The following is a 13793-nucleotide window of genomic DNA, read 5'->3' as shown; positions in this document are numbered from 1 at the left end:
AAGCGGTTGTAATCGCCGCGAAATACGCGGCTGGGACGGCTTACGCTACGCTCCAGCCGCCCCTAAACCGAGCGTTATGTATGCGAGCTATGAGTGAACTCCAGCGTGCCATCTATGCATTGGCCTCTAGTCCAGAAATTCAGACGGGCCTATTTCCTGATTTCGTTTGTAAAGGAGATGAGCTGGTTCTAGATTTTGATGCGGCTTACGCCGAAGGAGAATTTTTTGGTTCTGCTTCAACTTCACAAAAGTTGGCATTTGAAGATCTCGATAAATATATAGAGAGCCACTCTGGCGTGCAGTTTCAAGAGCTTTATACGGATGAAAGCCAGCTATTCAGTAACCCATTTTGGGAAAAGGTGAGGGAACTGGCCCATCACTGCATTGTATCAATGGGCTGGGTATATCAGGTTCCGCCAAAGAGTGCCGCGGTCTATGTCCGTGGGTAACATACATAACAATCGCAGGCAGTATGCTACGGCCCTTCGGGCCTCCGCGGGACGCCCAACGCTATGCACATTTTGTGCGGGTCGCTGCGCTCCCAATTTCGCACAAAATGTGCATAGCATTGGTCGCCCCTGCTGCGGGCGTTATGTTTAAGACTTACCCACGTTTAGTAGACACCCTGTATAGTTAGGTTTCGACCTAACACGGAGGTGTACCATGGGTAAGAAAAGAGCTCAGGCGTATACGGAAGAGTTTCGCAGGGAGGCGGTCAAGCGGGCCGCAAAGCCCGGTGCCACCACTGCTTCAGTGGCTAGAGAGCTAGGTGTAAGTGCCCAGCAGATCTACAACTGGCGACGACAGTTCAACCGGCTCTCAGAGAAGCAATTCAATAGCTTGGATGGGGTCGATTACTCCAAGCAGGAGAGCGCTGAAGTACGCCGCCTGAAGAGAGAGCTGCATGAAGCTCGCCAGGAGGTCGAGTTTCTAAAAAAGGCAGCTGCGTACTTTGCGAACCACCAAGAGTAAAGTACGCGCTGATACGTGAGCATGTAGGGTTTTTCCCAGTCCGCTTGATGTGTCGGTGTTTGGAAGTATCTGCGGCTGGATATTACCGGTGGTTGGGCAGAGGAGAGAGTCTGAGGTCTCTTCGCAAGAAGCATGTTGCCGAGAAAGTGAGGGATACCTTCAAAGCCTTCAAGGCACGTTATGGTGCCCCTCGGATCACGCAGGAGCTGGTTGAGGCAGGGATACCCTGTTCAACCAACTATATTGCTGGAATCATGCATAGAGAGCATATCCGAGCGAGGAACGGTAAAGGCTTTCGATATAGCAGGCCGGTCGAGAGTAAGGTCAACGTCTCTGCCAACCTGCTGAAGCGATGCTTTCAGGTTGATCGGCCAAACCGACGGTGGACCAGCGACATCACTTACATCTGGGTCAGGGACCGGTGGTTGTATCTGGCGGTGGTCATGGACCTGTACTCACGTCGAATAGTGGGTTGGGCACTGGACTCGCAAATGACAGAAGAGCTCACGAAGAGTGCTCTGAAGATGGCACTGCGCGGAGGGAATCGAAGCCTGGGCTGATTGTGCATTCGGACCGAGGGGTGCAGTATCGAGCTCAGGGCTACCAGGACACGCTCTTGGCCAACCAATGCCGCCCCAGTATGAGCCGTCAGGCCAATTGCTGGGATAATGCCGCGATGGAGTCATTCTTCAGTCGTCTTAAAGTTGAGCTGGTGTACGCAACGAGCTTTGAGAGCATCAGTCAGGCGAGATCTGAGGTGTTCGAATACATCGAGGTTTTCTATAACAGAGTACGTAGGCACTCTACACTGGGCTATGTAAGTCCAGCAGAGTATGAGCGCAAATGCGCATAGTTATGGTGTCTACTTTTTGTGGGTAAGACCAGAGCCTAGTAATAGCGATTAAACGTGAAAAATAAGACACGAAAAATTCACGTAGACGGTAACGACTACATCTGGATTTGTAGTGAAGTATTGTGGCCAGTACATTTGCTACGTGTTTGGTGTGCAGGGCAAAAGAAAGCGCCTTGGTTTGAGGTTGAATTTGAAGTCCCTGTTGTCGTTATACCCAAAATAGTCGCGGAAACTATTAAAAAGGTAGAGCTAAGTAAAGGTAGGCCGGGCACCGTCGATTCCACAGTTGCTCTGAAGTGGAACTCGGCTGAACAATGTGTGGCAATATAGCTCATAACAAGGCCGGGCAATTTGCTCCAGGCCTCCGGCCCTCCGCGGGACAGCTTACTTTGCGCACCTTTTGCGCAGGTCGCTACGCTCCAATTTTCGTGCAAAAAGCACACAAAGCAAGCCGCTGCTGATTGCGGCGTTATATTTCGAGAGAGTCCATGAAAATATTCCCGATACTTTTTCTATTTCTTTCATTTAGCTTGCGGGCAATGGAAATCTCATGTGAGTCAGATTCAGAATACTACGCAAAGTCAGATATTGTTTTTTACGGCCAAGTTATAGATAGGGTTGCAGTTGTAGAAGATGATGATGAGTCGATTTGCTGGACACAGAGCAGTGGTCCTAAGTGCGGCTCGAAAATAGCGACTTTCAAAATTTCTGAGATTTTAAAAGGGGCGCCCACTGATTCAGTAAAAGTCATGGCTGGTGATGGTTGCTACTGTGTAAGTCCATATCTTGAGATGGGCGAAAGCTACGTAGTATTTGCCAAATTTAACAAGCACTACGATAGTGTTTTCTCTCTTAATGGATGCGCGACGCGGCCAATGAGCCCTGTCGAGTTTTCGGAGATCAAGAAAAAAATATAACAATCAGCGGCAGAGCGACAGCCAACGCTACGCACCTTTTGTGTTACTTGCTGGCGCTCAAACATTAACACAAAATGTGCTCCGCGCTGGCTGCGCCTGCGCTGGGCGTTAAGTCAAGGAAGGCGGTACAGCACGAATGAATCCTGTGCAGGATGTAGTTTCACAAATAGTTGGAAAGCGAGTTTGGGGGGCAAGGCCGGGTCATGGCAGCTTCCTCACACTTGAATTCGGCACCCAGGTAAAGAAACGGCCATTTCCAAGCGGAGAGTGGCACCTTTGGATTTACTGCTGCGCTTGGAAATTATCAAAAAACAATACTTTGGTGTGCCACTCAGAGTCTAAAAATTGCACTCAAATTGCATGCAACGCATTGGATGATAAGGAATTTTTGAGTCTATCTTTTGAGCCGGAGAGTGGGGCGTCGGCATTTCAGTTTTCCGAAAAGTTTTTGCTTTTAACATGGCCATATGACGAATCTGAGCAATGGATGCTCTATATGCCTAACAGTCAAGTTTTAACCTATGCGCACGATGGTCGATACTCTCTGGGTTCAGGTGAAGAAAGTCATAAGGTGTGGGATAACATGCCCCAGTGACTTAACAATCGGCTGTTATCGCCCCTGCGGGGCTGGGACGGCCTTTCCGCTGCGTCGCAGCTCCAAGTTCGCCCCAAAGCCGGGCGTTATGTTCTCACGGTAATTTATGAAGTGCAGTGTATGTAAAAATAAGAAATACTCACTGCTGAAGAAGATGTCGGCTGGGCTCGGGCTTCATGTTGCGTGCTCGGAATGTGGGCGCCCACTGGCATCAAAGAGGTGGGGGAAGCTTGTGCTGACCGTAATGCTCCAAATGGGAATTTTGATTTCCATGTTCTGGGGCATGATGGCCATGAATTATTGGTATGTTTTCTTGGGTGCTGTCGTAGCGGTGGGGTTTATATTAGTCGTAGCGTTAATCATACCGGTAGAGCCTTTCCCTACTAGTCGTAGCCGGCGGGAAGAACATAACAAGTGAATGAAGGACGACGCCCAACGCTTTGCTTCACTTTTGTGTTGCTTGCGCAACTCGCAAATTAACACAAAAGTGTGCGCGCTCGCGTGGCGTGCCTTATCCAGGCGTTCAGGCTGTAGAAAAACTCCAGAGATCCTTGGCTAGATAAATTTTTCGCGTAGAGAACGCCCTGAATTGCATTTTGCCATCCGCGACAAGTCCAGAATTCACGTAGGAACGTGATTTTCTAGGTGATTTATGATCAGAGAGGTGGGGCCGGAGTTTTTCTACAGCCTCGTTAGGCGGCGGTAAAGATCAGATAGATCATGGAAAATATCGAGATCATAAAAGATAAGTCTTCATTAGAAGGAACTTGTTACATTGAGCTAAGCCTAGGGAAATACAAAGGAGTTCACTGGGAAGAAACCAGCTTATTCTTTGATGAAGAAATTTTCGGCTTAATCGAGCCAATCTTTGAAAGGAATGTTCCTGGTTATGATCATTACAGCATGAATGATGCTGATTTTAATGCTTGGGAAAGTATCATTTCAGATCTTTTACAATTAAAGAACACTATTGAGCAATCTTCGGATTTCAACGACATCAGCGATCAAGCAGGTTTCATTTATAGTGGCACAAGAGATTATTTCGCTACTCACTACCAAGATTGCAAAATGAAACTTAGCGTACTAATCGAAGAGTTAGTAAACTGGGCAAGTATAAATATTAAACAGCATGGCTATATATCAATATTGGGCATATAGCGTGGCAGCGCCTAACAAGCGACTGTTATGTTGCACTGGCTGCAAGACTTCACTCTACATGCTGTGTTCATTATCTGCCCTCAGGGCAAATTGAGGAGCAGTGAATGCCTGACAAGGATGACTGGCGGCGGCAAGGGCAGGAGGCATATCTTCTAGGGCTAACCTTCCAGCGCAAGCCATATACGAAATATCGCGAGTCATGGGACCATGACCACTGGGATTTTTGCGGCCAGAAGCTAGCTGAATTTGCCGTAGACGGGGCGCTACATGAAGGTTATGCCACAGAGGACAATGACCGCTGGGTATGCCCTGAATGCTTTGAAGACTTCAGGGGCGAATTCAAATGGCAATTGCAGTAATAACCAACAGCAAGGCCAAGCTGGCAGGGACTCGCTGATGCGAAAGCCTGTTGGTAAAGTCCTATGTCAATCAGAAATAAATGAAATTTGAAATTCCCGTGAGAAAACTATTCCCGCTTGTTTGTTTTATGGTCGCAGGTCTTTGCCAGGCTCAGTCTCTTGACGATTTGTACCATTCATTGCCAATCCTTATTTGTCATGATGATCGATACCTGAGCTGTCAAAAAGGTGCCTCTGCCGAAGAATGTACCTTACAAGCCAAGGTTTACAGGGATAGCTGCTTGGCTGATAAAGAAATAAGCGATAGGGAGTCTTTTGGGGATGCAATGCAGTGTTTGCTTTTCAAGCACAACGGAGTTTCTTCATTTGAGGAATTTGAAGATAATTGTAACGGTGGCATGAACATAAATCTTTCAAAGTCGAAAGAGCGAATCAGGAATGAGCTTACTCCATCGCAGATAGAGCAACTGCTCGAGTGAAGTCTAAAAACTCGTGCTACGTGCGCTGGATTCGCAACAGGTTGCTCGTCTGTGCGGTGGGTGCTTTGACACATCATCGCTCGCTGACAATAACCGGCCACTGGCGCTCTCGCGCCATCGCCCTCAACCAAGCTCCATAACTCTACTGGGATTTTTTAAGTTCCGGAGACCCCCTCAACTGGCCAGATACCCGGGCAACCAGGTAGCCAGCGACGGCCACAGGGCCAGCAGCATCATCACCAGCAGCTGGATCATGATAAACGGCACCACGCCGCGATAGATGGCACCGGTGGCGACGGTGTCCGGGGCCACGCCGCGCAGGTAGAACAGCGCGAAGCCAAACGGCGGGGTCAGGAACGAGGTCTGCAGGTTGATGGCGATCATGATGCCCAGCCAGATCGGATCCACACCCATCGCCAGCAGTACCGGGCCGACGATCGGCACCACCACGAAGGTGATCTCGATAAAATCGAGGATAAAGCCCAGCAGGAAGATCACCACCATCACCAGCAGGGTGGCCCCAACCACGCCGCCCGGCAGGCTGTTGAAGAACTGGGTCACCAGTTCCTCGCCGTCGTAGCCGCGGAACACCAGCGAGAACAGTGAGGCACCGATCAGGATGGCGAATACCATGGCGGTGACCTTGAGCGTACTCTGCCCCACTTCACCGGCGCGGTCCCAGTTGAGCGCACCGCGGCTCACCGCCAGGAGACCAGCCCCCAGGGCGCCGACGGCGGCGGCCTCGGTTGGGGTTGCGGCACCGGTGATGATGGAACCGAGCACCAACACCATTAGCCCGATGGGCGGCACCAGGCTCTTCAGGGTCTCGGCCAGGTCGACACTCTCCGCGGTCGGTTTGGCCACCGCCGGCTCGCGCCGGGCCACAAAGAGCAGATAGATGATGTAGGCCGCCACCAGCAACAGGCCCGGGATGATGGCACCCACGAACAGGTCACCGACACTGACCGGCTGCGGATTGAAGATACCGGCCGACAGCTGTGCCTGCTGGTAGGCGTTGGACAGGGTATCGCCCAGCAATACCAGGGCGATGGACGGGGGGATGATCTGACCCAGGGTCCCGGTGGCACAGATGGTGCCGGTGGCCAGCCGCGGCGAATAGCCACGGTTGAGCATGGTGGGCAGGGACATCAGACCCATGGTCACCACCGTCGCACCGACGATGCCGGTACTGGCCGCCAGCAGCGCACCCACCACCACGACCGACACTGCCATCCCCGCGGGCACCCGCGAGAACACTTTGGCCAGGTTGACCAGCAGTTCCTCGGCGATCCGTGCCCGCTCCAGCATCACACCCATCAACACGAACAGCGGCACCGCCATAAGCGTGCCGTTCTGCATGATGCCGAACAGGCGGTCGGGAAAGGCCCGCAGCAGCTCCGCATCGAAGCCACCGAAGACGATGCCCAGGCCCGCCGCCAGCAGCGCCGTGCCACCCAGGGTAAACGCGACCGGATAGCCGAACATCAGCGCGGCGCAGACGGCCATGAACATCAGCAGGGGGACCAGCTCCATCATGCGCCCACCTCCTCGACGGCCTTTGCCAGGGGCTCCTCGGGTACCCTGTCGCGGGCCGGCGGCAGTGATTCCTCCTGCATCAGCTCCCCCAGGGCGCGGCACAGCTGGGCGATGCCCTGCAGCCCCAGGGTCAGCGCGGAGAGGGGAATGAGGCTCTTCAACAGAAAGATGCCGGGCAGGCCGCCGGCGCTGGAGCTGGCTTCGCGCACGGCCCAGCTGGCCACAGTGAAGTGCCAGCTGCCGAGGATGATGAAGGCACACAGGGGCAGCAGGAAGACTAGCGTGCCCACTGCGTTCACCCAGGCGCGGCCGCGGGCCGACATGCGCCGGTAGAAGACATCCACCCGTACGTGGGCATCGGTATGCAGGGCGTAGGCGAGGCCGAGCATCAGGACTGCGCCGTGCAGGTACAGGACCGCGTCCTGCAGGGCCACTGAGCCCCCGTCAAAACCGTAACGGAGGAGAACCACGGCACTCTGCAGCAGCACCATGGCTAGGGTGAACCAGCCGAGCAGGCTGCCGATCGATGTGGCCAGCCGGTCAAGTTGCCGGGCGATGCGTACCAGGGGGAGCATGGGGACTTTTCTCTCTACATCTTATTGTTCTGTGTGCCAAGACTACCGCCGGCGCCAGCCCGGTGCCAGTGGCGGCAACGGGCGACATGTAACCTGTTTGTCACATTTCATTCATAGAATCGTCACCCGTTGTTCCTAGCATCGCCGCTGAAACATACGCACACACTGGAGTTATCCAATGAACAAACGAATTCTGGCCACGTCCCTGGCGGCCCTGACCATCGCCGCCTCCCAGGCGGCCTCCGCGGCCCGCGATCATATCAGCATCGTCGGTTCCTCCACCGTCTACCCGTTCACCACTACTGTGGCGGAGCGTTTCAGCCGCGCGACCCAGTTCAAGACTCCGGTCGTGGAATCCACCGGCACCGGCGGCGGCATGAAGCTGTTCTGCCAGGGTGTGGGTGAGAGCACCGCGGACATCACCGGTGCTTCCCGCCGTATCAAGCAGTCCGAGCTGGACATGTGTAAAGAGAACGGCGTCGACGTCATTGAAGTCCAGGTGGGCTACGACGGCATCGTGCTGGCCAATGCCAAGAGTGCAGAGACTTACAAGCTGAGCCGCAAGGACATCTTCCTGGCCCTGGCCAAGGAAGTGCCGAATCCGGACGGCTCCGAGACCCTGGTCGCGAACCCCTACAAGACCTGGAAAGACGTCAACCCGGCGCTGCCGAATGTGAAGATCGAAGTCCTGGGCCCGCCCCCCACTTCCGGTACCCGCGACGCCTTCGCTGAGCTGGCAATGGAAGGTGGCTGCAAGAAGTTCGACTGGATCGCGGCCAAGAAAGACCAGGACAAGAACGCCTACAAGTCCATCTGCCACAACGTGCGTGAAGACGGCGCCTACATCGAAGCCGGTGAGAACGACAACCTGATCGTCAACAAGCTGGTGGCCAACCCCAATGCCCTGGGTATTTTTGGCTTCAGCTTCCTGGACCAGAATGCCGACAAGGTGCACGGCTCTGTCATCGAGGGTCACGCGCCCACGTTCGACAGCATTGCCGAGCAGAGCTACCCGGTATCGCGCCCGCTGTTCATCTACGTGAAGAAAGCCCATGCGAGCGTCATCCCTGGCATGAAACAATTCCTGGCTGAGTTCACCAGCGAGCGCGCCTGGGGTGAAGACGGTTACCTGGCGGACAAGGGCATGATTCCGCTGCCTACCGCCAAGCGCCAGCAGGTGGCCAAGAATGTTCGCGAAATGAATGCCCTGAGCAACCTGGCCCAGAAATAAGTTTCGATAAGATTTCGACAAGAACAGGTAGATGGATTTACCAGCCAAGCCCGCAAGGGCTTGGCTTTTCTCGTCATTGAGGTGCCGCCTTTTGCGGCCATAAAAAGCCTGAAAGAGCCGGGATAATCCGCGGCCTGGATAACAACCGAACGCACGGGGTTTCGATGCAGACACCTACCCTATTTGCCCTGCTGTTGCTGCTGGTACTGATTGCCTACGGCACCGGCTTCAGTCGCGCGGCGGCCGCAGCCCGGGGGCGCGGCGGCATGCGCAAGCTGGCAGCCCTGCCAAGTTACTACGGTACCCACACGGCGCTGTGGTGCGGTCTCCCGGCATTGTTATTGCTGGCGGTCTGGCTCGTATTCGACGAGCCGATTATCCGTGCGCTGGTCATGAACGGGGTCGCCGACATGCCGGAGACCATTGCTGGCCGCGACCTGCTCTACGCCCAGATCCAGAACCAGGCTGCCGGTAACCTTTTCGGTGAAGCAACGCCTCAGGTCGCAGCGGCGGCCGAGCGGCTGACCGACCTGCGCAACGGTGCGCAGCTGCTACAGACGTTGATGGTGCTGATCCTGTCTGTGGGCCTCGGTGCCTTTGCCATGCTGCGCTTCTCACCTCAGCTGCGCGCCCGCGAGAAGGTGGAAAAGGTATTCAGGATTATCCTGCTCGGCTGTGCCTCGGCTGCGATCCTCACCACCGTCGGCATTCTGCTGTCAGTCTTGTTCGAATCCCTGCGTTTCTTCCAGTCGGTGCCGGTGACGGAGTTCCTGTTCGGATTGCACTGGAGTCCGCAGATGGCCTTGCGCGCGGACCAGGTGGGTTCCAGTGGTGCCTTCGGTGCCGTGCCGCTCTTTACCGGTACGCTGATGGTTTCTGCCATTGCCATGTTCGTCGCGGTGCCGGTAGGCCTGATGTCGGCGATTTACCTGGCCGAATATGCCGGCAAGCGCGTACGTGCGATCGCCAAGCCGGTGCTCGAAATCCTGGCCGGGGTGCCGACGGTGGTCTACGGCTTCTTTGCCGCCCTGACGGTCGCCCCTTTCGTGCGTGAAGCGGCTGCAGCCGTCGGCCTGCAGGCCTCCAGTGAGAGTGCCCTCGCCGCCGGCCTGGTCATGGGTGTGATGATCATTCCTTTCGTATCGTCCCTGTCCGACGATGTGATCAATGCGGTGCCCCAGTCCCTGCGTGACGGTGCGCTGGGCCTCGGTTCCACCCAGTCGGAGACCATCCGCAAGGTGGTCATCCCGGCGGCGCTGCCGGGCATCGTCGGTGGGGTGCTGCTGGCGGTATCCCGCGCAATCGGTGAAACCATGATCGTGGTGATGGCCGCAGGGCTGGCCGCGAACCTGACTGCCAACCCGCTGGAATCCGTCACCACGGTCACGGTGCAGATTGTGACCCTGCTGGTGGGTGACCAGGAATTTGACAGCCCGAAGACCCTGGCAGCCTTCGCCCTGGGCCTGATGCTGTTCCTGTCCACCCTGGTTCTGAACTTTATCGCCCTGCACGTCGTGAAAAAATATCGGGAACAGTATGACTGATCTGACACAAGCACAGGTGCGCGAGCGGATCGAGCAGCGCCTCGGCAGCCGCCATCGCAAGGAAAAGCTGTTTCGCGGCCTCGGTATCGCCAGTATTGCTTTCGGCGTGTTCGCGGTTCTGCTGCTCTTTACCGACATTATCAGTAAGGGCAGCGGCGCCTTCGTGCAGACCGCCGTGCAGCTGGAGATCACCTACGACCCGGCGGTGCTGGGTATCGAAGAGGTTAACGAGGAGAGCCTGACCTGGGCCAACTTTACCGGGGTGGTGCGCGAAGCCCTGCGTGCGCGCTTCCCGGATGTGAGCAGCCGCAGTGAAAAACGGGAGCTCAATACGCTGGTGTCCACCGGTGCGCCCTTTACTCTGCGCGACCGGCTGCAGGCCAACCCGGAATTGCTCGGCAAGACCGAGACCCTGTGGTTTGCGGCGGACGACGATGTGGACACTTTCGTGAAGAGTCTCGACGACTCCGCCGAGGGATTCCGTGGCCGCACCTCCGACCAGATGGCGTCCTGGGTGCAGTCCCTGAAAGAAAGTGGCCAGCTCGAGAAACGGTTCAATACCACGTTCTTCACCAATGGTGATTCCCGTGAGCCTGAGCAGGCGGGTATCCGCGCGGCACTGGTGGGCTCGCTGCTCACCCTGCTGGTGACCCTGGCGCTGTCCTTCCCCATCGGTGTGGCCGCGGCCATTTACCTGGAAGAGTATGCGCCCAAGAACCGCTGGACTGACCTGATCGAGGTGAACATCAATAACCTGGCTGCAGTACCGTCCATCGTGTTCGGCCTGCTGGGCCTGGCCATTTTCATCAACTTCTTCGAGCTGCCGCGTTCGGCACCGCTGGTTGGTGGCCTGGTGCTTACCCTGATGACGCTGCCGACGATCATCATTTCCAGCCGTGCGGCCCTGAAGTCTGTGCCGCCGTCTATTCGCGAAGCGGCGATGGGTATGGGCGCCTCGCGTATGCAGGTGGTTCTGCACCATGTGTTGCCGCTGGCGATGCCGGGTATGCTCACCGGTGCCATCATCGGCATGGCCCAGGCCCTGGGCGAGACGGCACCGCTGCTGATGATCGGCATGGTGGCCTTTATCGTCGATGTGCCGGGCGGCATCACCGACCCGGCCACGGTACTGCCGGTACAGATTTTCCTGTGGGCGGACAGCCCCGAGCGCGCCTTTGTCGAGCGCACCTCCGCCGCGATCATGGTGCTGTTGAGCTTCCTGATCGTGATGAATGCCAGTGCAGTGCTGCTGCGCAAAAAACTCGAGCGCCGCTGGTAGCGGCTGATAGACTGGGATCGATGTGATGAACACCATGACTCTGGAAGCCACCGGCATGACTGCGCCGGCCAAGCCCCAAACCCTGGAAAACGAGACTGTGGACAGCCAGATTAAAGTTCGCGAAACCGTGGGCGCCCCCTTCTGCGACAATGCCAAGCTGAAGATGCGCAACGTGAATGTCTTCTACAGCGAGACTCAGGCGATTCACAACGTCAGCCTGGATATCGGCCGCAACGAAGTGGTTGCCATGATCGGCCCATCCGGTTGTGGTAAGTCCACTTTCCTGCGTTGCCTGAACCGCATGAACGACACCATCGAGGGCTGTCGCGTGGAGGGTGACCTGACCCTGGACGATGAACCCATCTATGGCCCGAAGGTGGATGTGGTGCCGCTGCGCGCACGGGTGGGCATGGTGTTCCAGAAGCCGAACCCGTTCCCCAAGTCGATCTACGAGAACGTCGCCTATGGGCCGAAGATCCACGGTATCGCCAGCCGTCGTGCGGAGCTGGATGAAATCGTCGAGAACAGCCTGCGCCGCGCCGGCCTTTGGAGCGAGGTGAAGGACCGGCTCGACAAACCCGGCACCGGCCTCTCGGGCGGCCAGCAACAGCGCCTGTGTATCGCCCGCGCAATCGCCGTCAGCCCGGAAGTGATCCTGATGGACGAGCCCTGCTCGGCCCTCGACCCGATTGCGACTGCCCGCATCGAGGAGCTGATCGACGAGCTGCGCAAGAACTACACCATCGCCATCGTCACCCACTCCATGCAGCAGGCGGCGCGGGTCAGCCAGCGCACGGCTTACTTCCACCTGGGCCACCTGGTCGAGGTGAACGATACGGAAACCGTCTTCACCAACCCGCAGCACGAGCTCACCGAGGCCTACATCACCGGCCGTTTCGGCTGATCGGTTGGACTACTATTGCGCTAAGAGAAGCGAACGAATTATGGAAATGCATTTCGATCAACACATATCCCGCCAGTTCAACGAGGACCTCGAGAGCATCAAGACCGAGATGCTGGAGATGGGCGGCCTGGTTACCCGCCAGGTGGCCGATGCGGTGGAGTCCCTGGCCAACGCCGACAGCGAGTTAGCTGAGAAAGTCCTGCGCATCGAGGAAGAGATCGACAAGCGGGAGATGGCCATCGATGAGCACGCTACGCTGATCATTGCCAAGCGCCAGCCAGCTGCCTCTGACCTGCGCATGGTGATGTCCATCATCCGTATCGCCCGCGATCTGGAGCGCGTCGGCGATGAGGCCAGCAAGGTGGCGAAGATGGCCATCGCGCTGACCGACGAGGGCACAGCACCGAAGGGCTATACCGAGATCCGCCATATCGCCAACGCGGTGCGCAAGATGCTCAACGATGCCCTCGATGCCTACACCCGCTTCGATGTGCAGGCGGCCATGAGCACGCTGGCGGAAGACGAGCAGGTGGATATGGATTACCGCAGTGCCGTGCGTGAAATGGTGACCTACATGATGGAGGACCCGCGCAGCATTTCCCGTGTGATCAACGTGCTCTGGACCCTGCGTTCACTGGAACGGATCGGCGACCATGCCAAGAATATCTGCGAGCAGGTGGTGTATCTGGTCGAGGGGGCGGACATTCGACATGGGCATGAGGACAAACTGAAAAAGGTCCGTTAAGAAATGGGCAGAAACAAAGGCCGCATTTGCGGCCTTTTTTCATGGAGGAGCGTGAGCGGTGAAATACCTGTTCGAAGTCAGGATCAAGGAAGGTCATACAGTGGAGGAATACGCGGATGCCTGGGTCCGCGCCTCCGAGTTGATACAACAGCATCCCGGTGCCCGCGGCACCGAGTTGCGGCGAAAAATCGGTGAACCCGACAAGCTGCTGGCCATCGCCAGCTGGGACAGCAAGTCAGCGCGTGATGCGATGGAAGCTGAGCACGATCCCAGGATTGATGAGATCATCCGCAGCGCGGCGCCCTTCGTGGAAGTGACCCCGCTGGGGGAGTTCGAGGAGCCTGAGTGGGTGGTGAAACCCGCTTAGCTTGTGAGCACAAAATAGGCCGCCCTCGGGACGGCCTCTCAGTGCGGATTAACCCCACCAATACCCCTGAGCTCGATCAGTGGCGACAGAGCACCAGGATCCACATTTCGAAAGCGCATCAATACATCCTTGTAGCTCCATCGGGTACGTCCTGTACCCGACGGTTTCGAAATGTGGATCCTGGCACTCCGTCTTCAATTCTGACTGCTGGACTTTGCCATCATTCTGAGGCCGCCCCGGGGCGGCCTGATAGCTGTCCTTCCTTCCTGAGTAGGCGGA

The 13793-nt window shown here is 56.4% G+C and carries 17 protein-coding genes; 15 read left to right on the top strand and 2 right to left on the bottom strand.

Annotated elements, in window-relative coordinates:
- The 9 genes from LVD12_RS11885 to LVD12_RS11855 form a co-directional block, all read left to right on the top strand.
- Nucleotides 1-449: hypothetical protein (locus LVD12_RS11885; protein WP_237067927.1), on the top strand; the 449-nt coding region annotated here is incomplete at its 5' end.
- A 214-nt stretch (nucleotides 450-663) separates the two neighbouring features.
- Nucleotides 664-972 carry a transposase gene (locus LVD12_RS11880; protein ID WP_237067926.1) on the top strand — a complete coding sequence of 103 codons (309 nt, stop codon included), beginning with the start codon at nucleotides 664-666 and terminating at the stop codon, nucleotides 970-972.
- Nucleotides 973-980: 8 nt separating this feature from the next.
- Nucleotides 981-1532 carry an IS3 family transposase gene (locus LVD12_RS16280; RefSeq protein ID WP_369413387.1) on the top strand — a complete coding sequence of 184 codons (552 nt, stop codon included), beginning with the start codon at nucleotides 981-983 and terminating at the stop codon, nucleotides 1530-1532.
- Nucleotides 1533-1534: 2 nt separating this feature from the next.
- Nucleotides 1535-1825, top strand: a complete 291-nt coding sequence (locus tag LVD12_RS16275) for an IS3 family transposase (RefSeq protein WP_369413385.1) — start codon at nucleotides 1535-1537, stop codon at nucleotides 1823-1825.
- A gap of 488 nt (nucleotides 1826-2313) precedes the next feature.
- Nucleotides 2314-2742: a hypothetical protein gene (locus tag LVD12_RS11875; RefSeq protein ID WP_237067925.1), complete on the top strand. Its 429-nt coding sequence runs from the start codon at nucleotides 2314-2316 to the stop codon at nucleotides 2740-2742.
- A gap of 136 nt (nucleotides 2743-2878) precedes the next feature.
- On the top strand, nucleotides 2879-3337 hold the full coding sequence (locus LVD12_RS11870; protein ID WP_237067924.1) for a hypothetical protein: 459 nt from the start codon (nucleotides 2879-2881) through the stop codon (nucleotides 3335-3337).
- 720 nt (nucleotides 3338-4057) lie between these two features.
- Entirely contained in the window at nucleotides 4058-4495 is a 438-nt protein-coding gene (locus LVD12_RS11865; RefSeq protein WP_237067923.1) for a hypothetical protein, read from the top strand.
- 104 nt (nucleotides 4496-4599) lie between these two features.
- Nucleotides 4600-4854, top strand: a complete 255-nt coding sequence (locus tag LVD12_RS11860; protein WP_237067922.1) for a hypothetical protein — start codon at nucleotides 4600-4602, stop codon at nucleotides 4852-4854.
- 80 nt (nucleotides 4855-4934) lie between these two features.
- A complete protein-coding gene (locus LVD12_RS11855) occupies nucleotides 4935-5333 on the top strand; it encodes a hypothetical protein (RefSeq protein WP_237067921.1) in 399 nt (132 codons plus the stop codon).
- A 174-nt stretch (nucleotides 5334-5507) separates the two neighbouring features.
- Here LVD12_RS11855 and LVD12_RS11850 read toward each other — a convergent pair whose 3' ends face one another.
- Nucleotides 5508-6869 carry a TRAP transporter large permease gene (locus tag LVD12_RS11850; RefSeq protein ID WP_237067920.1) on the bottom strand — a complete coding sequence of 454 codons (1362 nt, stop codon included), beginning with the start codon at nucleotides 6867-6869 and terminating at the stop codon, nucleotides 5508-5510.
- Nucleotides 6866-7444, bottom strand: coding sequence for a TRAP transporter small permease subunit (locus LVD12_RS11845; RefSeq protein ID WP_237067919.1), 579 nt, complete (start codon nucleotides 7442-7444; stop codon nucleotides 6866-6868). The genes LVD12_RS11850 and LVD12_RS11845 overlap by 4 nt, the downstream gene beginning before the upstream one ends.
- Before the next feature lie 178 nt (nucleotides 7445-7622).
- Here LVD12_RS11845 and LVD12_RS11840 point away from each other — a divergent pair, with 178 nt between their 5' ends.
- The 6 genes from LVD12_RS11840 to LVD12_RS11815 all read left to right on the top strand — a co-directional run bounded on the left by LVD12_RS11840 (nucleotide 7623) and on the right by LVD12_RS11815 (nucleotide 13514).
- On the top strand, nucleotides 7623-8675 hold the full coding sequence (locus tag LVD12_RS11840) for a PstS family phosphate ABC transporter substrate-binding protein (protein ID WP_237067918.1): 1053 nt from the start codon (nucleotides 7623-7625) through the stop codon (nucleotides 8673-8675).
- Nucleotides 8676-8839: 164 nt separating this feature from the next.
- Nucleotides 8840-10219: a phosphate ABC transporter permease subunit PstC gene (gene pstC / locus LVD12_RS11835; protein WP_237067917.1), complete on the top strand. Its 1380-nt coding sequence runs from the start codon at nucleotides 8840-8842 to the stop codon at nucleotides 10217-10219.
- On the top strand, nucleotides 10212-11498 hold the full coding sequence (pstA, locus tag LVD12_RS11830) for a phosphate ABC transporter permease PstA (protein ID WP_237067916.1): 1287 nt from the start codon (nucleotides 10212-10214) through the stop codon (nucleotides 11496-11498). The genes pstC and pstA overlap by 8 nt, the downstream gene beginning before the upstream one ends.
- 25 nt (nucleotides 11499-11523) lie before the next feature.
- A complete protein-coding gene (gene pstB, locus LVD12_RS11825; protein WP_237067915.1) occupies nucleotides 11524-12402 on the top strand; it encodes a phosphate ABC transporter ATP-binding protein PstB in 879 nt (292 codons plus the stop codon).
- Nucleotides 12403-12442: 40 nt separating this feature from the next.
- The gene (gene phoU / locus LVD12_RS11820) at nucleotides 12443-13147 is read left to right on the top strand and encodes a phosphate signaling complex protein PhoU (protein ID WP_237067914.1); all 705 of its coding nucleotides are present in this window, start codon (nucleotides 12443-12445) and stop codon (nucleotides 13145-13147) included.
- A 58-nt stretch (nucleotides 13148-13205) separates the two neighbouring features.
- Nucleotides 13206-13514: an antibiotic biosynthesis monooxygenase family protein gene (locus LVD12_RS11815; protein WP_237067913.1), complete on the top strand. Its 309-nt coding sequence runs from the start codon at nucleotides 13206-13208 to the stop codon at nucleotides 13512-13514.
- The last annotated feature ends 279 nt before the right edge of the window (nucleotides 13515-13793 follow it).

Origin of the sequence: Microbulbifer guangxiensis, from assembly GCF_021729075.1 — a bacterium.
GTDB lineage: Bacteria > Pseudomonadota > Gammaproteobacteria > Pseudomonadales > Cellvibrionaceae > Microbulbifer > Microbulbifer guangxiensis.
The sequence above is the reverse complement of the archived record's forward strand: the minus strand, read 5'-3'. Positions and strand labels throughout refer to the sequence as shown.

Bases quoted from the DNA above. Each gene is read 5' to 3' on its own strand.
- LVD12_RS11880 (WP_237067926.1), top strand. From the start codon at position 664: ATGGGTAAGAAAAGAGCTCAGGCGTATACGGAAGAGTTTCGCAGGGAG.
- LVD12_RS11875 (WP_237067925.1), top strand. From the start codon at position 2,314: ATGAAAATATTCCCGATACTTTTTCTATTTCTTTCATTTAGCTTGCGG.
- LVD12_RS11870 (WP_237067924.1), top strand. From the start codon at position 2,879: ATGAATCCTGTGCAGGATGTAGTTTCACAAATAGTTGGAAAGCGAGTT.
- LVD12_RS11865 (WP_237067923.1), top strand. From the start codon at position 4,058: ATGGAAAATATCGAGATCATAAAAGATAAGTCTTCATTAGAAGGAACT.
- LVD12_RS11860 (WP_237067922.1), top strand. From the start codon at position 4,600: ATGCCTGACAAGGATGACTGGCGGCGGCAAGGGCAGGAGGCATATCTT.
- LVD12_RS11855 (WP_237067921.1), top strand. From the start codon at position 4,935: ATGAAATTTGAAATTCCCGTGAGAAAACTATTCCCGCTTGTTTGTTTT.
- LVD12_RS11850 (WP_237067920.1), bottom strand. From the start codon at position 6,869: ATGATGGAGCTGGTCCCCCTGCTGATGTTCATGGCCGTCTGCGCCGCG.
- LVD12_RS11845 (WP_237067919.1), bottom strand. From the start codon at position 7,444: ATGCTCCCCCTGGTACGCATCGCCCGGCAACTTGACCGGCTGGCCACA.
- LVD12_RS11840 (WP_237067918.1), top strand. From the start codon at position 7,623: ATGAACAAACGAATTCTGGCCACGTCCCTGGCGGCCCTGACCATCGCC.
- pstC (WP_237067917.1), top strand. From the start codon at position 8,840: ATGCAGACACCTACCCTATTTGCCCTGCTGTTGCTGCTGGTACTGATT.
- pstA (WP_237067916.1), top strand. From the start codon at position 10,212: ATGACTGATCTGACACAAGCACAGGTGCGCGAGCGGATCGAGCAGCGC.
- pstB (WP_237067915.1), top strand. From the start codon at position 11,524: ATGAACACCATGACTCTGGAAGCCACCGGCATGACTGCGCCGGCCAAG.
- phoU (WP_237067914.1), top strand. From the start codon at position 12,443: ATGGAAATGCATTTCGATCAACACATATCCCGCCAGTTCAACGAGGAC.